This is a genomic window from Lentzea flava (assembly GCF_014648475.1).
GTDB lineage: Bacteria > Actinomycetota > Actinomycetes > Mycobacteriales > Pseudonocardiaceae > Lentzea > Lentzea flava.
Genome location: NZ_BMRE01000002.1, coordinates 413,821 through 432,407 on the forward strand (window position 1 = coordinate 413,821; position 18,587 = coordinate 432,407).

An 18,587-nucleotide genomic window follows, 5' to 3' on the forward strand; every position below is an offset into this window, starting at 1 on the left:
GAACGGTCCTGACGGAACCCGGGTTTGGCCGCTGACACACGCGTGATGTGCGCCTCTACGCTGACGCGATGCAGCGCATTGCGTACTTCGGACCACAAGGGACCTTCACCGAGCAGGCCGCTCTCCGCTTCGGCTCCGAACTCGTCCCGGTGGACACGATTCAGCTCGCCATCGCCTCGGTGCGCAAGGGCGAAACCGAGTTCGCGTGCGTGCCCATCGAGAACTCGGTCGAGGGCGCCGTGCCCGCGACGCTCGACGCCCTGGTGCGCGACGAGCCGGTCGTCGCGGTGGCCGAGACGGTGCTCGACGTCCGCTTCAGCGTCCTGGTCCGTCCGGGCACGACCGAGATCAGGACGATCGCCTCGCACCCGCACGCCCTGGCCCAGGTCCGCGAGTGGATCGCCGACTCGCTGCCCGGCGTCACCTCGATCGCCACGTCGTCCACCGCTGCCGCCGCTGCCGCCGTGGAACGAGGCGAGTTCGACGCCGCCGTGACCGCCCCCGTCGCCGTGCACCACTACGAACTCGACGAGTACGCGACGAACGTCCTGGATGTCGCCGACGCCCGCACCCGCTTCCTGCTGCTGCGCCGACCGGGTGCACTGCCTGAGCCGACCGGGGCAGACCGCACCAGCGTCGTCGTGACCACCCCGAACCGCGTGGGCGTCCTGTCCGAGCTGCTCACCGAGCTGGCGTTGCGTGGGATCAATCTCACCGGCCTCGAATCGCGCCCCACCAAGGGCAAACTGGGGGAGTACCGCTTCTACATCGACGTCGAGGGGCACATCGCAGAACCGAGGATCGGTGACGCGCTGGCCGCGCTGCACCGACACTCGCGCGAGATCCGGTTCCTCGGGTCCTTCCCGAAGGCCGACCACGAGCCCGTTGAGGCTCACAACGACGAGTTCGCCGCAGCCGCCGCTTGGGTCGATGCTGTCAGAAAGGGCGAGCGCGGGTGAGGTTGCTGCTGGTCAGGCACGGCGAGACGGCGTCGAACATCGAACGCAAGCTGGACACGGCCATGCCGGGTCCTCCGCTCACCGAGCTCGGCCACAAGCAGGCCCGCGAACTGGCCGACACCCTCGCCGGCGAGGAGATCACCGCCGTCTACGCGAGCATCGGCCTGCGCGCCCAGCAAACCGCCGCCCCCACCGCCGAACGCTTCGGCCTGCCGGTGCAGATCCTCCCCGGCATCCACGAGATCCAGGTCGGCTCCCTCGAAGGCCGCAACGACACCGAGGCCTACAAGACCTACCTCGACACCGTGATGCAGTGGGCGGAGGGCGCCCTGCACGTGGCGTTCCCCGGCGGCGGCGAGACCGGGCAGCAGGTGCTGGACCGGTTCCTCGGCGCCATCGACTCCATCCGCTCCATCCGCCAGGACGGCACGGTCATGGTCGTGACGCACGGCGGCGCGGGCCGCATGGGTGCGTTAGCGCTCGCGGACAACGTGCCGGTGGAGCTGGCGGAGAACCTGCTGCCGAACACCGGGGTCGTGGTGCTGGAGAGCGAGGGCGACGGCTGGGTGTGCCGCTCGTGGGCGGGCGTCGAGGTGGCTTAGCCCCAGCCCAGCTCGTGCAGCTTCGCGTCGTCCACCCCGAAGTGGTGCGCGATCTCGTGCACCACGGTGATGATCACTTCCTCCACGACGTCGTCCTCCGACTCGCAGATGTCGAGGATCGCCTCGCGGTAGATGAAGATGTGGTCCGGCAGCGCGCCGCCGTAGTCCGTGTTGCGCTCGGTCAGCGCGATCCCCTGGTACAGCCCGAGCAGTGAGGGCTCCTCGGGGTTGCGGTCCTCGACCAGCACCACCACGTTGTTCATGGCGTACATGAACTCGGGCGGGATCATGTCCAGGGCTTCTTCGACCAGCTCGTCGAAACGAGCCCTGGTCATCTCCACGGTCATCGCTTCTCGGTGGTCGTCGTGGGCTCGCTCGACGACGGCTTGTCCGGCTTGCCGGACTCCGTGGGCTTGCCCGACTCGGACGGCTTGCTGGTGTCCGAGTGCAGCGGGGCGCCGGTCGGCTCGTCCTGGGGCTTCACCGCGGTGGTCTGGGGCGGGTTCGACGTGGTCAGCGGGGCGCCGTTGGGGTTGCGGACGCTGTCCTTCCACGCCACCAGGTTGTTGCCCTGGGGGACGGCGCCGATCTTGCAGTTGGCCTTGCGGGAGCCGACGGCCCAGCTCTTCTCCGAGCGGGTGTCCCAGGTGACGAGCAGGCCCTTGGCCTTCAGGTCGGCGCCGCCGGTGTACTCGTTGGCGATGGCCGCGCACTTCTCCGACATGATCGCGTCCTGCTTGTCGGTCGGCAGGAACTCGCCCTCGGGGTGCTGGACGACGCCGATGATCTCGAACGCGTGCGGCTGGGCGCAGTCGACCGGGTCGCCGACCGTGTTGTTCTCGCCCAGCGCCACGCAGATGCCGGGGTCGTAGACGTTCGACTGGTCCTGGGTCTTGGCGCTGCCGTACGACGGCAGGGCCGCTCCGGACGGTGCGGTGACCTGCAGGCCGCAGCGGAGCTGGCGGTAGCCGCTCGACCAGCGGTGCTCGTCGGGGTTCAGCGTGCTGACGCCGTACTTGCCCTCCGGGTCGAGCTTGTCGGACATGTACGTCTTGGCCGCCTGCGTGCAGTGCTCCTGCGCGATCTTCTCCCAGGCCTCCGCGTTCGGGAACGGCGCTTCCTTGGGGTACTGCGCAGTGATGTCCGCCGTGCCGGTGACCTCGAAGCGGTGGGCGGCGCCGCAGTCGACCTTCTGCGCGTCGGAGAGGTCTGCCTTGTCCCAGTTCAGGCACTCGCCGGCGTTCGCCTGGTAGGCCGCGTTGACGAGCTCGCGCTTGGTGCTGAGCGGGCCTCCTGCCAGCACGGACGTGAAGGCGGACAACATCAGCAGGGCGAACGCTCCGACGAAAGCGCCGACCATCACAAGCCGCGTGTCGCGGATGTGACCTGATCGACTCAACCAACCGGCGCTCGGAGACATCTCATCCATGATGCCCGTGCTGTGTGAGACGGCTGTGCGCCGGGTTGGGTCGAGTGTTGCTATTAGGACACTCGTCACTCAATCGGCCGTGTTTCGGCTGCTTCGCTCGGTACCTTGCCCGCGGGAGTGGTGATGACTGACAACAACCAGCCAGGACCTGGCCGGCCGGCGCCCGAGCCAGGGCAGCCCGGCCAGCCGCAACAGCCGCCGCCGTACCAGCCGGCGCCGCAGCCGCAGCCGCCCGTGAAGAAGGGCAAGGGCAGCGTCCGCCAGCAGCAGGCCGGTGTGACGAAGCCGCGTCAGCCGACGGTCGCCGAGCAACGGGCTCGTGCCGCCGCGCTGAAGGCTCAGCAGGAGCGGTTCGCCGCCGAGTCCGCCGCGTTCGAGAAGCGCCGCAAGACGCGCAAGCGCCTGCTCATCGGTGGTGGCGTCACGCTGGGCGTCGTCGCGCTGGTCGCGATCTGGTACGCCGCCGCCAGCCCGAAGAACGTCCAGGCGCAGTGCACGGACCAGAACAACGTCATCGTCGACGACGACTACTGCAGCGACTCGTACTACCGCAGTCACGGCGGGTACTCGAGCGGTGGCTTCATCTACATCGGCAGCAACTCGTACCGCTACAACTACGGCGGCACGGGCGTGGTCGGTCAGAAGGTGACGGGCGGCAGCTACACCATCCCCAAGGGCGCGAACGTCACCACCAAGTCCGGCACGACGGTGCAGCGCGGTGGCTTCGGCATCAGCAGCGGCTCGTCGAGCAGCGGAGGCTGACCGAAGTTGCGTCGTGAAACCTCGCAACCGCGGCCGAACTGGCAGCGCACGGTGTCGGACCAGGGGTTGGTCTTCGGCCTGCCCGCCAAGTACGCGAACGGCTCCGACCGGCCCTACTGGGACGAGTCGGTGCACTACGTGTTCGAGATGAGCGAGATCCTCTCGCTGGAAGCCGACGTCGAGCTGCTCCACTCCATGTGCCTCGACGCGGTCGACAACGTGGTGCTGACCGAGCGCTACCGCGACTTCGGCATCCCCGAGTGGGTCTGGCCGCACATCGCCGAGTCGTGGCGCCGCCGCGACCCGCACGTCTACGGACGCTTCGACCTGCGCTACGACGGGTCGGGCCCGGCGAAGCTGCTCGAGTACAACGCCGACACTCCCACGTCGTTGCTCGAGGCCGCCTACATCCAGTGGTACTGGAAGACCGACGTCTTCCCGGACGACGACCAGTGGAACTCGCTGCACGAGCGCCTGGTCGAGCGCTGGGCCGAGATCGGCGCCAAGCTGCCCTCCGGTGAGCTGCACTTCAGCTGGTCGAGCGCCGACCCGTCCGGCGAGGACCACCTCACCGCGGCCTGCCTGCAGGAGACGGCCGCCGAGGCGGGCCTCAACACGGTGGGCATCTCGATGGAGGACATCGGCTGGGACACGCTGCTCAACCGGTTCGTCGACCTCGAAGAGGCCCCGATGAGCACGGTGTTCAAGCTCTACCCGTGGGAGTGGGTGGTCGAGGAGCAGTTCGGCCGGCACGCCGTCGAGTCGCTGCCCGGAACCCTGTGGATCGAGCCGCTGTGGAAGATGCTGCTCTCCAACAAGGCGCTGCTCGCGATCCTGTGGGAGATGTACCCGGGCCACCCCAACCTGCTCCCGGCCTACCTGAACGACCCCGGCATGCTCACCGAGTACGTGCGCAAACCGCTGCTCGGCCGCGAGGGGTCGAACATCCAGATCGTCGCCCCCGGTTACGAGACGCAGACCGGTGGTGTGTACGGCAAAGAAGGTTTCGTGTACCAGCTGTTCGATCCGCTTCCGGACTTCGACGGCTACCGCCCCGCATTGGGCGCCTGGGTCGTCGGCGACACGTCGGCAGGCCTCGGCATCCGGGAAACGGTCGGTCTCGTGACCGACGATGGCGCGGCGTTCGTGCCGCATCGAATTGTTGAGTAAGACTCCGAAAGGGAACAGCTAATGACGACCACGCTGCTCGCGTTGGATCCCGGCTTCGGCGCGACCCTGGGCCGGAACATCGGCGCGATCGCGCTGTACGCCGTCGTCGGTCTCGTCCTCATGGTGTTCGGCTTCTACGCGATCGACTGGACGACGCCGGGCAAGCTGTCCGCCCTCGTCCGCAACGGCGCCCCGAACGCGGTCATCGTGACCGCCTCCGGCCTGCTGTCGATGGCGTTCATCGTCGTCATCGCCATCACCAGCTCGGTCGGCAAGCTCGACGAGGGCCTGCTGTCCGCGCTGGTCTACGGCCTGGTCGGCATCGTCGTGCAGGTCGCCGCGGTGCGCCTGCTGGAGTTCGTGACCCGGCTCGACATCGGCGCGATCATCGAGTCGGACCGGTTCGCGCCCGCCTCGGCCGTCGTCGCTTCCGCGCACGTCGCCCTCGGTCTCGTGGTGGCGGTCGCCATCAGCTAGCCCGTCCGAGACGCGCAGTCCCCGCCCGCACCGCCGCATCCGGATATCCGGATGAGAGGTGGAACGGGCGGGGACTACCCTTTTCAGGGTGATTGACCTCAAGGTGTTGCGCGAGAACCCGGAGATCGTGCGCGCTTCGCAGCGCGCCCGCGGCGAGGACGAGGGCGTCGTCGACTCCCTGCTGTCCGCTGACGAGCGCCGGCGGACCGCCATCTCCCGCGCGGACACCCTGCGTGCCGAGCAGAAGGTGCTCGGCAAGGAGGTCGGCAAGGCCAAGGGCGACGAGCGCAACGCCCTGCTCGCCAAGGCGAAGGACCTGGCCGCCGAGGTCAAGGCCGCCGAGGCCGAGCAGAACGCCACCGCCGAGGAGGTCAACGAGCTCCTCGCCAAGATCCCGAACCTGGTGCACCCGGACGCGCCGGTCGGCGGCGAGGACGACTTCGTCGTGCTCAAGACGGTGGGTGAGCCGCGCACGTTCGACTTCGAGCCGCTCGACCACCTCGACCTGGGCACCAAACTCGGCGCGATCGACATGGAGCGCGGCGCCAAGGTCGGCGGCAGCCGGTTCTACTTCCTCAAGGGCGTCGGCGCGCAGCTCGAGCTCGCGCTGCTCAACATGGCCGCGCAGCAGGCCACGGCCAACGGGTTCCAGCTCATGATCACGCCGACGCTGGTCCGGCCGGAGATCATGGCGGGCACCGGGTTCCTCGGCGCGCACTCGAGCGAGATCTACCACCTGCCGAACGACGACCTGTACCTCGTCGGCACGTCGGAGGTGCCGCTCGCGGGCTACCACGCCGACGAGATCCTCGACGGCGAGAAGCGGTACGCGGGCTGGTCGTCGTGCTACCGGCGCGAGGCAGGGTCGTACGGCAAGGACACCCGCGGCATCATCCGCGTGCACCAGTTCAACAAGGTCGAGATGTTCTCCTACGTGAAGCCCGAGGACGCCGAGGCGGAGCACGCCAGGCTGCTCGCGTGGGAGGAGGAGATGCTCGCCAAGATCGAGGTGCCCTACCGCGTCATCGACACGGCCACCGGCGACCTCGGCATGTCGGCCCACCGCAAGTTCGACTGCGAGGCGTGGGTGCCGACGCAGCAGAAGTACCGCGAGCTGACCTCGACGTCGAACTGCACCACGTTCCAGGCGCGCCGGCTCAACGTGCGCTACCGCGACGAGAACGGCAAGTCGCAGATCGCCGCCACGCTGAACGGCACGCTGGCGACCACGCGGTGGATCGTCGCGATCCTGGAGAACCACCAGAACGCCGACGGCTCCGTCACCGTCCCGGAGGCCATGCGGCCGTTCATGGGCGGCCAGGAAGTGCTCAAGCCGGTGTAGGCGGCCCAACTGGCCCTACCAGCCGGTCCGGTACAGTGGCTACCCGTCCGCGCCCGGCGAATCCGCTGGTGGCGTGGGTTACACGGCAACCGACGGGCAGGACGGACCAGGTGGCGAACCGCATTCACGAGACCGCGATCATCGGTGCGGAGGTCGAGCTCGGCGACGACAACGTCATCGGCCCCTACACGGTGATCGCCGGTCCGTGCCGGATCGGCGACGGCAACTTCATCGGGCCGCACGTGAGCATCGGCGGGCCGGCCGAGTACCTCAGCGCACCGCACGTCGCGGGCTGGGACGGCGAGGTCGAGGGCCCCGGTGTGGTGATCGGCGACCGCAACCGCATCCGCGAGTTCGTCACGATCAACCAGGGCGTCACGGACGCCACCAGGGTCGGCAACGACAACTACGTCATGGGCCGCGCGCACATCGCCCACGACTGCGTGGTCGACAACAACGTCGTCATCACGAGTGCCGTCCAGATCGCCGGGCACTGCCACGTGTGGTCGGGCAGCAACATCGGCCTCGGCACCGTCGTGCACCAGGGCGTGCAGATCGGGCCCGGCGCGATGGTCGGCCTCGGCTCCGCCATCCGCAAGGAGGTGGGTGCGTTCACGATCACGCTGGGCAACCCCGCCCGCACGACCGGCGTCAACGTCATCGGCCTGCAGCGCCGCGGGTGCAGCGAGGAATCAATCGCCGCGCTCACGGGTTTCCTCACGGGGAAGGAGCAGGAGGTTCCCGCCGGTCTGCCGGAGGAGCTCACCACCTTGCTGAAGGCGTGGACCCAGCGCGCCGAGCAGCACTGACGCCGTCCACGCACCGATTCGGAAGAGAGAACATGAACGACCGCCTTCGCGCTGTTTTCGTCGACGCCCTGCAGCTGGACGACGACGTCGACGTCGAAAGTCTCAAGTACCGCGACATCGAGGCGTGGGACTCGGTCGGCCACATGGCGCTGATCGCGGCCATCGAGGACGAGTTCGACGTGCAGTTCGAGACCGAGCAGGTCATCGACATGAGCAGCTTCAAGGTCGCCGTCGACATGCTCAAGGGTCTCGGCGTCAGTGAGTGATTTCACCGGCAAGGTCGCGGTCGTCACCGGCGGCACGCGGGGCATCGGCTTCGCGACCGCGCGGGCTCTGCGCGAGGCCGGTGCGACCGTCGTTCTGACGGGCAGGGACGCGGAGACGGCCGCCAAGAGGGCGCAGGAGATCGACGCGCACGGCGTGGCGCTCGACGTCTCGGACTCGGCCGCGGTGAAGGACGTCTTCAAGGCGATCGCCAAGGAGCACGGCCGCATCGACGTGCTCGTCGCCAGCGCTGGAGTGCTGGAGGGCGGGCTGATCGGCATGCTCACCGACGAGCACGTCGCCACGACGCTGGGCACGAACGTCGCGGGCACCATCGCCTGCGTCCAGGCCGCCGCCCGCGCCATGATGCGCAAGCGCAGCGGCTCGATCGTGCTGCTCGGCTCGATCGTGGGCGAGCGCGGCAACGCAGGTCAGGCCGTGTACGCCGCCTCGAAGGCCGCGCTCAGCGCGTTCGCCAAGTCCGCGGCGAAGGAGCTCGGCCGCAGCGGCATCCGGGTCAACGCGGTCGCGCCCGGTGTGATCCAGACCGATCTCATCGCCGAGCAGTCCGACGAGGTGCTCGCGAAGATCAAGGACGACACCGCACTGCGCCGCCTCGGCACGGCGGACGAGGTCGCGAAGGTGATCGCGTTCCTGGCGGGTGACGACGCGTCGTTCGTGACCGGCCAGGTGCTCGGGATCGACGGAGGACTGGTGCTGTGAAGCTGCTGCACGCAGGCGCCCGGTTGCTCGACGCCACGACCGGCGAGGTCATCGGCGGCGCGGACCTCGAGGCACGGGTGCAGGAGCGGGCCAAGGCGCTCGCCGACCTGCCACCCGGCGTGCTGTTCGCGCGCATCTCACCCGACGTGCCCGGCGTGCTCAGCTACCTCGCCGCGCTGGTGGCGAACCGCCCGGTCGCGTTGCTCGACCCGGCGCAGGACCGCGAGGTGCTGGACGGGTTGATCGCCCGCTTCCGGCCCGCCGCCGTGCTCGGCATCCAGGACGCCGACCCCGCGCCCGGCTACTCCGGCGACTGGGTGCGCGAGGACGCCGAGGGCGTCGTGCCGCACGAGGACCTGGCGGTGCTGCTGCCGACGAGCGGCTCGACAGGCAACCCGAAGTTCGTCCGGCTCTCCCGTGCCGCGATCGAGGCCAACGCCGAGGCCATCGCCGAGGTGCTGGGGATCGACGAGAACGAGATCGCGCCGACGACGCTGCCGCTGCACTACAGCTACGGCATGTCGGTGCTGAACAGCCACCTGGTCCGCGGCGCGACGGTGCTGCTGGAAGGGTCCGGCGTCGTCGGCCGCGGCTTCTGGGACGCCGTGACGCGGTACGGCGCCACGTCGCTCGCCGGCGTGCCCTACCACTACGAGATGCTCCGGCGGCTGCGGTTCGACCCGGCCAAGTACCCGACGCTGCGCACGCTGACGCAGGCCGGCGGCAAGCTGCGGCCCGAGCTGATCACCGAGTTCCACGAGAAGATGACCGCCGTCGGCGGCCGGATGTTCGTGATGTACGGCCAGACCGAGGCCGCACCCAGGATGGCCACGCTGCCGTCCGAGCGGCTTCCCGAGAAGCTCGGGTCGGTCGGCCCCGCGCTGCCCGGCGGGACGTTCACGATCCGCGCCGAGGACGGCACCGAGATCACCGAGCCTGGCGTCACCGGCGAGGTCGTGTACCGCGGCCCGAACGTGATGATGGGCTACGCCGAGTCCGAGGCGGAGCTGGCGCTGGGCGACGTGGTCGGCGGCGAGCTCGTCACCGGCGACCTCGGCCACCTCGACGAGGACGGCTTCCTGTTCATCACGGGCAGGATCAAGCGCATCGGCAAGATCTTCGGCAACCGCGTGAGCCTCGACGACCTCGAGCAGATCGTGAAGGCGCACGGTGCCGCCGTCGCAGTGCCCGCGGGCGACAAGGTCGTCGTCTGGCTCGACCAGGCGGACTCCGACACCTGCAAGGCGGCGGCGAAGCTGCTGTCCGAGACCCTGCACCTGCACGTCACGGGCTTCGACGTGCGGCCGAGCGACGGTTTTCCGTTGCTGCCCAGCGGGAAGATCGACTACCGGTCCCTGGAGGCACAGGTATGAGCGACAGTGTTTTCGGTCGCAGCCAGGTCGAACGAGAGTCGGCGCTGCTGACCGAACTGACCGAGCTGACCGAGCACCACCGGGCGCACTCGGTGCAGTACGACCGCATTCTGGCCTCGCTCGGCATCGAGAGGGGCCGCAAGTTCGACCGGCTGGCCGATCTGCCGTGGCTGCCCGTGCGCATGTTCAAGACCCACGACCTGAAGAGCATCCCGGACGACGAGGTGTTCAAGGTCCTCACGTCGTCGGGCACCACGGGCGCCGGCGCGTCCCGGATCTACCTCGACAAAGAGGCCGCCGCGGTGCAGCCGCGCATGCTCGGCGCGACCCTGCGCGAGGTGCTCGGCGGCAAGCGCCTGCCGATGCTGATGATCGACACGATCAGCATCATCAAGAACCGCCGCTCGTTCTCGGCCCGCGGCGCGGGCGTGCTCGGCATGGCGAACTTCGGCCGTGCGCACGTCTACGCGCTCGACGAGAACGACCAGCCGGACGTCGAGGCCGTGAAGGGCTTCCTGGAGAAGCACGGCGGCGAGCCGTTCCTGATCTTCGGCTTCACCTTCATGGTGTGGCAGTACCTCTACGAGGTCGCCAAGGAGCACAAGCTCGACCTCTCCAACGGCATCCTGATCCACTCCGGTGGCTGGAAGAAGCTGATCGACATCGCCGTCGACAACAGCGAGTTCCGCCGCCGGTTCGCCGAGGACACCGGTCTCACCCAGATCCACAACTACTACGGGATGATCGAGCAGATCGGCACGGTCTTCCTGGAGGGTCCCTCCGGCAACTCCCTGTACTGCCCGGACTTCGCGGAGGTCATCATCCGCAACCCGGACACCTGGGAGGAGCAGCCGGTCGGCGAGCCCGGCGTCATCGAGGTGATCAGCACGCTGCCGCGCAGCTACCCCGGCCACGTGCTGCTGACCGAGGACCTCGGTGTGGTGCACGGGATCGACGACGGCGACTGGCCCGGCAAGCGGTTCTCCGTGCTCGGCCGCTTGCCGCGCGCAGAGGCCCGCGGCTGCTCGGACACCTTTTCTGGAGCTGTGGCATGAAGCGCCGTTTCCCCGCCGGACCGGACACGAACGTCGACGACCTGCTCGCCGGACTCTCTGCAGAGCCCGAGGGCGGCAGGCTGAAGGTCGGCGACGAGCGGATCGTCGACTTCCTGGTGTCGTTCGCGCGCAAGCTGCTCGCGCCCGCCACCGCCCGCCGCTACCCCGAGCTCGCCTCGCTGGGCTTCTTCCTGCGGCGCGGTGAGATCGCGAAGGTGCTGCGGGCGGTCGAGACGAACCCCGGTGTCCTGCGGTTCCCGCGCGGCATGGTGTTCCACGTGCCGCCCGCCAACGTCGACACGATCTTCGTCTACTCGTGGGCGCTGTCCGCGCTCGCGGGCAACAGGAACGTCGTGCGGATCTCGCCGCGGTCGGCTGGCGCGGCCGAGGCCGTGGTCGAGGCGCTGAACGCGGCACTCGCGGACGCGCACCCGGCGGTGGCGCAGACGCAGGTCATGGTCACCTACGACCGCGACGACAAGATCACCGCAGCGCTGTCAGCCGCCTGCGACCTGCGCGTCATCTGGGGCGGCGACCGCGCGGTGACCGAGGTCCGCAAGATGCCGCTCGCGCCGCACGCGCGGGACGTCACGTTCCCCGACCGGGCCTCGTTCGCGGCGATCTCCGTGGCGGGCTGGGAAGCGGCGACGCCGGAGCAGCGCCGTGATGTCGCCGTCGGCTTCTACAACGACTCGTACTGGTTCGACCAGGCCGCGTGCGCCTCGCCGCGCGCGTTGTTCTGGGTCGGCGACGAGAAGGGCGCCGAGGCCGGGCGCGAGGAGTTCCGCCGCCTGCTCATCGACGTTGTGGCGCAGAAGGAACTCGTCGTCGAACCGGCGATGGCCGTGCAGAAGCGGGTGTCGGCGTACGGGGTCGCGGCGGACGGGCACGCCACCTCGATCCGGTTCGACGGCAACGCCGTCGCCACGCTGGAGCTCACCTCGCCCGGCGAGGTGCCGCGCGAATGGCTCGGTGTCGGCACGTTCCCGCTCGCCACGCTGCCGTCGCTGGACGCGCTCGTGAACCTGGTGGAGCGCAAGGACCAGACGCTGTCGGTCTTCGGCTTCTCCCAGCAGGAGCTGGAAGATCTCGCGCACGAACTCGCGGGCAGGGGCATCGACAGGATCGTGCCGTTCGGCTCGGCGCTCACGTTCTCCGAGCGCTGGGACGGCTACGACCTGCTGGCCGAGTTCACCAGGCTCGTCACGGTCCAGGCGTAGAAGCCTTCTGACACAACGAAAACGGGCCCCGCGACCGCGGGGCCCGTTTTTTGCGCGAGAACTCAGCAGAAGCCCATGTTCGACAGCGTGTCGACCACGATCTTGCTGGGGTGGAAGTCGTCCATCTTGGACGGACGGCGGTACGACTCGTAGTCGTCCAGGAAGCCCTGCAGCTTGCCGCCGTCCATGCCGGTCAGCAGCAGCGTGGTGTTGCCGCCGTGGTTGTCCTCGGTGCGCTCGCGGTGGATGGCGCACGGCACGCCGAGGTAGTTGCACTCGGCCTGCAGGCCACCGGAGTCGGTGACGACGAACTTCGCGCGCGCCATGATCGGCAGGAACGCGAGGTAGCGCAGCTTCGGCTTGATGATCAGGCGCTCGCCGTCGAAGAGGTGGCCGAGGCCGTACTGCTTGATGCGCTCCTGCTCCGGCGGGCCCGCGAGGTACAGGATCGGCATCCGCTCGGACGCCTTCTTCAGCAGCTCCAGCGCCTCGGTGTACTTGTCCCGGCGGGACACCAGCTCGAAGCGGTGCAGCGTCGCGAGACCGAACTCCTCCGGCAGCTCGAACGTCGGCTCGGCGTCGATGGCGAGGCGCATCGCGTCGATCGCCGTGTTCGCGCCGGTGTTGATGACCGCGCCGCGGGCGTTGCGGAGGTTGTTGACCTCCTTGGCCGTCGGCGCGAAGTGCAGGTCGACGATCTTCGCGGCGAGCTTGCGGTTGAGCTCCTCCGGCAGCGGCGAGAGCAGGCTGCCCGAGCGCGCACCGGCCTCGATGTGGCCGACGCGAGCGCGCAGGATCCGCTTGCCGATGAACGCGCCGTACGGCGTGGTGAACGTGTCGCCGTGCACCAGCACCAGGGGCGGGCGGCCGTCGTCCTTCAGGATCGCCTTGAGCTCGTGCCGGCGCGACCACGCGTTCTTCATGACGGTGGCGGCCCAGCCGGGCACCTGCGCCGGACGCTCGATGTGCTGTGCCTGCTCCTTCGGCACCAGCCACACGCTGGGTTCGGGCAGCTGCAGGTCGGCCAGCGTCTCCGCGACGTGGTCGACGTGCTGCGCGGTGAACCAGATCTGCGGCTTCGTCCCGCGCTCGGAGATCGCGTGGAAGACGGGTGCGATCTTGATCAGTTCCGCGGTGGTGCCGAGGATGAAGGAAATCACCCGGCAGAGAATACCGAAGCGGCTATTCGATCACGGACCGCGTCAGGTCCGCCACGTGTTTCGCGATCTCCAGAGACCCTGTTGCCGCAGGAGAGGGCGCGTTCAGCACGTGAACCTGCCGCGGTGCGCTCTCGACCAGGAAATCGTCTACCAGCGACCCGTCCGGCAGCATCGCCTGAGCCCGCACACCGGCTTCCGCGCGCACGATGTCCGCCTCGGTCACCTCGGGCACGAGCCGGGCGAGCGACGCCGCGAACCGCTTGCGGGACAGCGACCGCAGCACCTCCTCCAGCCCGGTCTTCGCGTACCTGCGGGCGAGTTTCCACGTTCCGGGGAACTTCGCGACGTCCGTCACGTCCGCGAACGAGAAGTCGCGCCAGCGGTATCCCTCACGCCGCAACGCCAGCACGGCGTTCGGTCCCGCGTGGACGCTCCCGTCGAGCATCCGCGTCAGGTGCACGCCGAGGAACGGCAGCGTCGGGTCCGGCACCGGGTAGATCAGCCCGCGCACCAGTTCCGTGCGCGTCATCTCGTAGTACTCGCCGCGGAACGGCACGATCGTCGCCCGCGGGGTCAGCCCCGCCATGCGCGCCACCCGGTCGCTGTGCAGACCGGCGCAGTTCACCAGCGCGTCCGCCCGCACCACGCCCTGCGGCGTCAGCACCTCGACCCCGCCGGTGACGGCCCTGATCGCCATGACCGGGGACTGCAGGCGCAGGTCGTGCTCGGCCAGTTCGCCCACCAGCGCCTCGCACACGGCGGGGAAGTCGATGATCGCGGTGGACTCGACCCGCAACGCGGCGACGCACGACACGTGCGGCTCGTGCTCCAGCGCTTCGGTCGCGGAGATCAGCTTCGCGGGCACGCCGTTCGCCTCCGCTCGCGCGGCCAGGTCGTGCAGCCGTGGCAGTTCATCGGCGGAACAGGCGACGACGAGCTTGCCGCACACCTCGACCGGAACGCCGTGCTCACGCGCGAACGCGACCATCGACGCGTTGCCCGCCACGGACATGCGGGCCTTCAACGAACCCGGCTTGTAGTAGAGCCCGGCGTGCACGACGTTGCTGTTGTGGCCGGACTGGTGCGCTCCCCAGCGGCGTTCCTTCTCCAGCACCGTCACCCGCGAGCCGCGAGACGCCAGCTCACGAGCCACGGCGAGACCGACGATCCCGCCACCGACCACCACGACATGCGCCACGGGCCGGGAATCTACCGGCCGAGCACGGGCAGGACGTCCGCCGCGATCTCCTCGATGACGCTCTCACTGCCCGCGTAGATGCCGTCGTGCCGCGGCCAGTGCGCCACCACGTCGGTGAAGCCCAGCTCAGCCGCCCGCCCGACGGCGTCGGTGAAGCACTCGACGCTGGACAGCGAGTACACCGGCGCCGAGTCGAGGTTCAGGTACCGGTTGACCCGCGCGACCCTGCCCGTTGTGAGCAACGTCTCGGTGAACTGTTCCGACAACTCGGCGACACCGCGCCACCACGCCTCGTGGTCGTCGGCGGGTGGCCCCGTGGTGACCCAGCCCTGGCCGAACTGCGCGGCCACCTTCATCGCCTTCGGCCCGTTCGCCGCCACCACGAACGGCATCCGCGGCCGCTGCACGCAGCCCGGTGCGCTGCGGGCGTCCTCCGCCGTGAAGAACTCGCCGTGCCACGACGTGCGGTCCTTGACCAGCAGCTGGTCGAGCAGCTCAACGAACTCGCCGAACCGCGCGGTGCGATCACGCGGCAACGGCGCCCTGCCGCCCATCACCGCCGTGTCGTACCCCTCGCCACCTGCGCCGACGCCGAGCGTGAAGCGGCCGTCGGACACGTCGTCGAGCGTCAGCAGCTCCCGCGCGAACGGCACCGGGTGGCGGAAGTTCGGGCTCGCCACGAACGTCCCGAGTCTGATGCGCGAGGTCACCAGCGCCGCGGCTGTGAGGGTCGGAACCGCGCCGAACCACGGACCGTCGACCAGTGACCGCCAGCCGAGGTGGTCGTAGGTCCACGCGTGGTGGAAGCCGTACTCCTCGGCGGCGCGCCACTTGGCTTCGGCGATCCACCAGCGGTGTTCGGGGAGGATGACGATTCCTGCGCGCACTCTCGTACGGTAACCAGCTGTTCAGCTGCTCACGAACTTGGACCAGGCAACATGGCACCTGTGGAACAACCTCGCCTGGTGGCCTCCGACGTCGACGGAACCCTGCTCGCCGACCACTCGTCGATCAGTGAACGCACTCGAGCCGTGGTCAGGCGGGTGCTCGCCGCCGGGGTGCCGTTCATCCTCGCCACGGGCCGCCCGCCGCGGTGGGTGCCGGGCGTCGCCGCGCAGGCGGGCATCGACGGGCTCGCCGTGTGCGCGAACGGCGCGGCGCTCTACGACATCGGCCGCGACGAGATCGTCTGGGCGCGAACGCTCGACCCGGTGCTCATGCACGACATCGCGATGGAGATCGACAGCGCGCTGCCCGGCTGCACCTACGCCGTCGAACGGGTCGGCACCGGGTTCGACGACACCACGTTCGTCGCCGAGCAGAGCTACGTCCACCCGTGGCCGGAGGGCCCGAACGTGGGCCTGACCCGCGCCGAGACGCTGGGCAAGCCGGCGATGAAGCTGCTGGTCGGCAACCCGGACATGACCGGTGACGCGATGGCGGAGGCGATCGGCCCGCTGCTCGAAGGCCAGGTCGACCTGACGTACTCGACCAACAACGGCCTGATCGAACTGGCGGTGCCCGGCGTGACCAAGGCGAGCGGGCTCGCCGACGTGGCCGAACGGTTCGGCGTGGCGCAGTCCGAGGTGATCGCGTTCGGTGACATGCACAACGACGTCGAGATGCTCCGCTGGGCCGGCCACGGCGTCGCGATGGCGAACGCGCACCAGTCTGCGCTCGACGCGGCCGACGAGGTCACCGCACCGCACCACGAGGACGGCGTCGCGCTCGTCCTCGAGAGGTGGTTCTGACCGACCTGCGGGTGGCGCGTGCCACCGGCCTTGCGAGGCAACCGCGAAGGCCGTTGCGGCGTCTCCATCACCGTGCGCGGAAGACCGTACTCAGCCCCGCATGGCCGGGATCAGCTGTCAACACCCGTACGGGTACCGTAGTGCCCCGCGCCGCTGCTAGAGCGCACTTCGCCGGGTCCGCCGGCGTGGTTCCCCGAAGGCGAGAGACGCTGAATGATCCCGATTACTGTCGTTGACGTTGCCGCGGCCGAGGAGCTCGTGCTGCAGGTGCTCCGGTCCGGTGCGATCGCGCAGGGCCCGATGGTCAAGCGCTTCGAGGACGCCTTCGCGGGTGTCGCGGGCGTGCCGCACGCGGTCGCCGTCAACAACGGCACCACCGCGCTGGTGGCGTCACTGCAGGTGCTCGACCTTCAGCCCGGCGACGAGGTCATCACCTCGCCATTCACGTTCGTCGCGACGCTGAACGCGATCCTGGAGGCGGGAGCCACCGCCCGGTTCGCCGACATCCGCGACGACGACTTCAACATCGACGCCGAGAAGGTCGCCGCCGCCGTCACCCCGAACACCAAGGTGCTCATGCCGGTGCACCTGTACGGGCAGACCGCGGACATGGGCAAGCTCGTCCCGCTCGCGCAGGAGCACGGCCTCGCGCTGGTCGAGGACTCCGCGCAGGCCGTCGGCGCCACGTTCGAGGGCCGCCCGGCCGGCAGCTTCGGCATCGGCTGCTTCTCGCTCTACGCGACCAAGAACATCACCACGGCCGAGGGCGGCGTCATCACGACGTCGGACGACAAGATCGCCGACCGCCTCCGCGTCCTGCGCAACCAGGGCATGCGCGCCCGCTACCAGTACGAGATGGCGGGCCACAACTACCGGATGACCGACGTCCACGCGGCGATCGGCATCCCGCAGCTCGAGAACCTGGACCAGATCACCAAGGCCCGCCAGGCGAACGCCGACGCGCTGAACAAGGGCCTGGCCGGCATCAAGGGCCTCCAGCTGCCGCAGGTCCTGCCGGGCCGCACCCACGTGTGGCACCAGTACACCGTGCTGATCACCGACGACGCCCCCGTGAGCCGCGACGAGTTCGCCGCGAAGCTCACCGAGAAGGGCATCGGCAACGGCACGTACTACCCGAAGACGGTCTTCGACTACGACTGCTACCGCGACAACCCGAAGGTCGTCATCTCCGACGTCCCGGTCGCCGAGCGCGTCGCCCGCCAGGCCCTGTCGCTGCCGGTGCACCCGAAGCTGACGGACGCGGACATCGACACGATCATCACGACGGTGCGCGAGGTGCTGGGAGCATGAGCAGCCTGCCCAAGATCGCGCTCGTCGGCGTCGGCTCCATGGGGTCGCTGCACGCCCGCGTGCTGAACCAGTCCGAGCGCTGTGAGCTCGCCCGGATCATCGACCCGCGCGAGGAGGTCGGCCGCAAGGCCGCCGCGAACTACGAGACCTCGTGGTCGCCGGAGCTCGGCGACCTCTCCGACGTCGATGCCGTCGTGATCGCCTCGGCCACCGAGTCGCACTACGGCCTCGCGCTCGAGGTCCTCAACCAGGGCAAGCCGCTGCTGGTCGAGAAGCCGGTGTGCGCCGACCTCGCGCAGACCGAGGAGGTGCTGGGGCTCTCCAAGGAGCGCGGCCTGCCGATCATGTGCGGCCTGCTGGAGCGCTACAACCCGGCCGTGATGACCGCGCTGGAGCTCATCTCCGAGCCGGTCTACGTCTCCGCGGTCCGCCACTCGCCGTACGCGCCGCGCATCCGCACCGGCGTGGCGTGGGACCTGCTGGTCCACGACGTCGACCTGGCGATCCGCTGCATGGCGGGCGTCGAGCCCAAGCACGTCTCCGCAGGTGTCGGCCAGTTCCACCCGTCATCGGTCTCCGGCGCGGAGGACGTGGTCAACACGCTGCTGCACTTCCCGTCCGGCGCCATGGCGTCCGTGTCGGCGTCGCGCATCGGCCAGCGCAAGATCCGCACGCTGTCGATCTCCGAGCTCGACCGCCTGATCGAGGTGGACCTGCTCACCAAGACCGTGACGATCTACCACCACGTCTCGCAGGACGCCGCCACGCCGGACGGCCGCGGCTACCGCCAGCAGGCGATCATCGAGATCCCCGAGCTCGTGACGGCGCGTGAACCGCTCGCGACGCAGCTCGACAGGTTCCTCGACCTCATCGACGGCAAGATCGACGCCGACCGCGAGCGCGACTCGATCCTGCCGTCGCACCGCGCCGTCGCCGCCGTCCGGTCCGCCTCCGCGGTCAGCGCCTGACGAACGTCGAAGGG

Annotated in this window: 20 protein-coding genes; 15 read left to right on the top strand and 5 right to left on the bottom strand. The window is 69.3% G+C overall.

Translation table 11 applies throughout. The annotated features are described in order from the left end of the window. Nucleotides 1–68 precede the first annotated feature (68 nt). The gene (pheA, locus tag IEZ09_RS06185; RefSeq protein WP_189252563.1) at nucleotides 69–959 is read left to right on the top strand and encodes a prephenate dehydratase; all 891 of its coding nucleotides are present in this window, start codon (nucleotides 69–71) and stop codon (nucleotides 957–959) included. After that, entirely contained in the window at nucleotides 956–1,561 is a 606-nt protein-coding gene (locus IEZ09_RS06190; protein ID WP_189252564.1) for a histidine phosphatase family protein, read from the top strand. Before pheA ends, IEZ09_RS06190 begins: the two co-directional genes overlap by 4 nt. Here the strand turns inward: IEZ09_RS06190 and IEZ09_RS06195 are convergent. Both IEZ09_RS06195 and IEZ09_RS06200 read right to left on the bottom strand, forming a co-directional pair. Next, nucleotides 1,558–1,908 (bottom strand): metallopeptidase family protein, encoded by a 351-nt coding sequence (locus tag IEZ09_RS06195; protein ID WP_189252565.1) that lies wholly within the window; start codon nucleotides 1,906–1,908, stop codon nucleotides 1,558–1,560. The two genes, IEZ09_RS06190 and IEZ09_RS06195, sit on opposite strands and share 4 nt — an antisense overlap. Continuing rightward, entirely contained in the window at nucleotides 1,905–2,921 is a 1,017-nt protein-coding gene (locus IEZ09_RS06200; protein ID WP_189252566.1) for a septum formation family protein, read from the bottom strand. The genes IEZ09_RS06195 and IEZ09_RS06200 overlap by 4 nt, the downstream gene beginning before the upstream one ends. Nucleotides 2,922–3,113: 192 nt before the next feature. Here IEZ09_RS06200 and IEZ09_RS06205 point away from each other — a divergent pair, with 192 nt between their 5' ends. The 10 genes from IEZ09_RS06205 (at nucleotide 3,114) to IEZ09_RS06250 (ending at nucleotide 12,185) form a co-directional block, all read left to right on the top strand. After that, complete coding sequence (locus IEZ09_RS06205; protein WP_301324787.1) at nucleotides 3,114–3,752, top strand: hypothetical protein; 639 nt, start codon at nucleotides 3,114–3,116, stop codon at nucleotides 3,750–3,752. Nucleotides 3,753–3,758: 6 nt separating this feature from the next. After that, nucleotides 3,759–4,922, top strand: a complete 1,164-nt coding sequence (locus IEZ09_RS06210; protein ID WP_189252567.1) for a glutathionylspermidine synthase family protein — start codon at nucleotides 3,759–3,761, stop codon at nucleotides 4,920–4,922. 21 nt (nucleotides 4,923–4,943) lie between these two features. After that, complete coding sequence (locus IEZ09_RS06215; RefSeq protein WP_189252568.1) at nucleotides 4,944–5,399, top strand: DUF350 domain-containing protein; 456 nt, start codon at nucleotides 4,944–4,946, stop codon at nucleotides 5,397–5,399. Between the two features lie 88 nt (nucleotides 5,400–5,487). Beyond that, the gene (gene serS, locus IEZ09_RS06220; RefSeq protein ID WP_189252569.1) at nucleotides 5,488–6,741 is read left to right on the top strand and encodes a serine--tRNA ligase; all 1,254 of its coding nucleotides are present in this window, start codon (nucleotides 5,488–5,490) and stop codon (nucleotides 6,739–6,741) included. A 110-nt stretch (nucleotides 6,742–6,851) separates the two neighbouring features. Then, on the top strand, nucleotides 6,852–7,550 hold the full coding sequence (locus tag IEZ09_RS06225; protein WP_189252570.1) for an acyl-ACP--UDP-N-acetylglucosamine O-acyltransferase family protein: 699 nt from the start codon (nucleotides 6,852–6,854) through the stop codon (nucleotides 7,548–7,550). Nucleotides 7,551–7,582: 32 nt separating this feature from the next. Beyond that, entirely contained in the window at nucleotides 7,583–7,816 is a 234-nt protein-coding gene (locus IEZ09_RS06230; protein WP_189252571.1) for an acyl carrier protein, read from the top strand. Continuing rightward, nucleotides 7,809–8,537: an SDR family NAD(P)-dependent oxidoreductase gene (locus IEZ09_RS06235; protein WP_189252572.1), complete on the top strand. Its 729-nt coding sequence runs from the start codon at nucleotides 7,809–7,811 to the stop codon at nucleotides 8,535–8,537. The genes IEZ09_RS06230 and IEZ09_RS06235 overlap by 8 nt, the downstream gene beginning before the upstream one ends. Next, nucleotides 8,534–9,910, top strand: a complete 1,377-nt coding sequence (locus tag IEZ09_RS06240; RefSeq protein ID WP_189252573.1) for an AMP-binding protein — start codon at nucleotides 8,534–8,536, stop codon at nucleotides 9,908–9,910. The genes IEZ09_RS06235 and IEZ09_RS06240 overlap by 4 nt, the downstream gene beginning before the upstream one ends. Next, complete coding sequence (locus IEZ09_RS06245) at nucleotides 9,907–10,965, top strand: LuxE/PaaK family acyltransferase (protein WP_189252574.1); 1,059 nt, start codon at nucleotides 9,907–9,909, stop codon at nucleotides 10,963–10,965. Before IEZ09_RS06240 ends, IEZ09_RS06245 begins: the two co-directional genes overlap by 4 nt. Then, complete coding sequence (locus IEZ09_RS06250) at nucleotides 10,962–12,185, top strand: acyl-CoA reductase (protein WP_189252575.1); 1,224 nt, start codon at nucleotides 10,962–10,964, stop codon at nucleotides 12,183–12,185. Before IEZ09_RS06245 ends, IEZ09_RS06250 begins: the two co-directional genes overlap by 4 nt. A 62-nt stretch (nucleotides 12,186–12,247) precedes the next feature. Here IEZ09_RS06250 and IEZ09_RS06255 read toward each other — a convergent pair whose 3' ends face one another. The 3 genes from IEZ09_RS06255 to IEZ09_RS06265 are packed head-to-tail and all read right to left on the bottom strand — an operon-like array spanning nucleotide 12,248 to nucleotide 15,430. Continuing rightward, entirely contained in the window at nucleotides 12,248–13,345 is a 1,098-nt protein-coding gene (locus IEZ09_RS06255) for a UDP-N-acetylglucosamine 2-epimerase (protein ID WP_229812280.1), read from the bottom strand. 22 nt (nucleotides 13,346–13,367) lie between these two features. Next, complete coding sequence (gene lhgD, locus IEZ09_RS06260) at nucleotides 13,368–14,543, bottom strand: L-2-hydroxyglutarate dehydrogenase (protein ID WP_189252576.1); 1,176 nt, start codon at nucleotides 14,541–14,543, stop codon at nucleotides 13,368–13,370. Nucleotides 14,544–14,554: 11 nt separating this feature from the next. Further along, nucleotides 14,555–15,430 (bottom strand): LLM class flavin-dependent oxidoreductase, encoded by an 876-nt coding sequence (locus tag IEZ09_RS06265; protein ID WP_189252577.1) that lies wholly within the window; start codon nucleotides 15,428–15,430, stop codon nucleotides 14,555–14,557. 60 nt (nucleotides 15,431–15,490) lie between these two features. Between IEZ09_RS06265 and IEZ09_RS06270 the strand changes: the two genes are divergently transcribed. The 3 genes from IEZ09_RS06270 (at nucleotide 15,491) to IEZ09_RS06280 (ending at nucleotide 18,573) form a co-directional block, all read left to right on the top strand. Then, nucleotides 15,491–16,294 (top strand): HAD family hydrolase, encoded by an 804-nt coding sequence (locus tag IEZ09_RS06270; protein WP_189252578.1) that lies wholly within the window; start codon nucleotides 15,491–15,493, stop codon nucleotides 16,292–16,294. Between the two features lie 213 nt (nucleotides 16,295–16,507). Beyond that, nucleotides 16,508–17,605, top strand: coding sequence for a DegT/DnrJ/EryC1/StrS family aminotransferase (locus IEZ09_RS06275; protein WP_189252579.1), 1,098 nt, complete (start codon nucleotides 16,508–16,510; stop codon nucleotides 17,603–17,605). Next, a complete protein-coding gene (locus IEZ09_RS06280; RefSeq protein ID WP_189252580.1) occupies nucleotides 17,602–18,573 on the top strand; it encodes a Gfo/Idh/MocA family protein in 972 nt (323 codons plus the stop codon). The genes IEZ09_RS06275 and IEZ09_RS06280 overlap by 4 nt, the downstream gene beginning before the upstream one ends. The last annotated feature ends 14 nt before the right edge of the window (nucleotides 18,574–18,587 follow it).

Coding starts and splice junctions, on each gene's coding strand:
- pheA (WP_189252563.1), top strand. CDS start 69: ATGCAGCGCATTGCGTACTTCGGACCACAAGGGACCTTCACCGAGCAG.
- IEZ09_RS06195 (WP_189252565.1), bottom strand. CDS start 1,908: ATGACCGTGGAGATGACCAGGGCTCGTTTCGACGAGCTGGTCGAAGAA.
- IEZ09_RS06200 (WP_189252566.1), bottom strand. CDS start 2,921: ATGGTCGGCGCTTTCGTCGGAGCGTTCGCCCTGCTGATGTTGTCCGCC.
- IEZ09_RS06205 (WP_301324787.1), top strand. CDS start 3,114: ATGACTGACAACAACCAGCCAGGACCTGGCCGGCCGGCGCCCGAGCCA.
- IEZ09_RS06215 (WP_189252568.1), top strand. CDS start 4,944: ATGACGACCACGCTGCTCGCGTTGGATCCCGGCTTCGGCGCGACCCTG.
- IEZ09_RS06230 (WP_189252571.1), top strand. CDS start 7,583: ATGAACGACCGCCTTCGCGCTGTTTTCGTCGACGCCCTGCAGCTGGAC.
- IEZ09_RS06245 (WP_189252574.1), top strand. CDS start 9,907: ATGAGCGACAGTGTTTTCGGTCGCAGCCAGGTCGAACGAGAGTCGGCG.
- IEZ09_RS06250 (WP_189252575.1), top strand. CDS start 10,962: ATGAAGCGCCGTTTCCCCGCCGGACCGGACACGAACGTCGACGACCTG.
- IEZ09_RS06275 (WP_189252579.1), top strand. CDS start 16,508: ATGATCCCGATTACTGTCGTTGACGTTGCCGCGGCCGAGGAGCTCGTG.
- IEZ09_RS06280 (WP_189252580.1), top strand. CDS start 17,602: ATGAGCAGCCTGCCCAAGATCGCGCTCGTCGGCGTCGGCTCCATGGGG.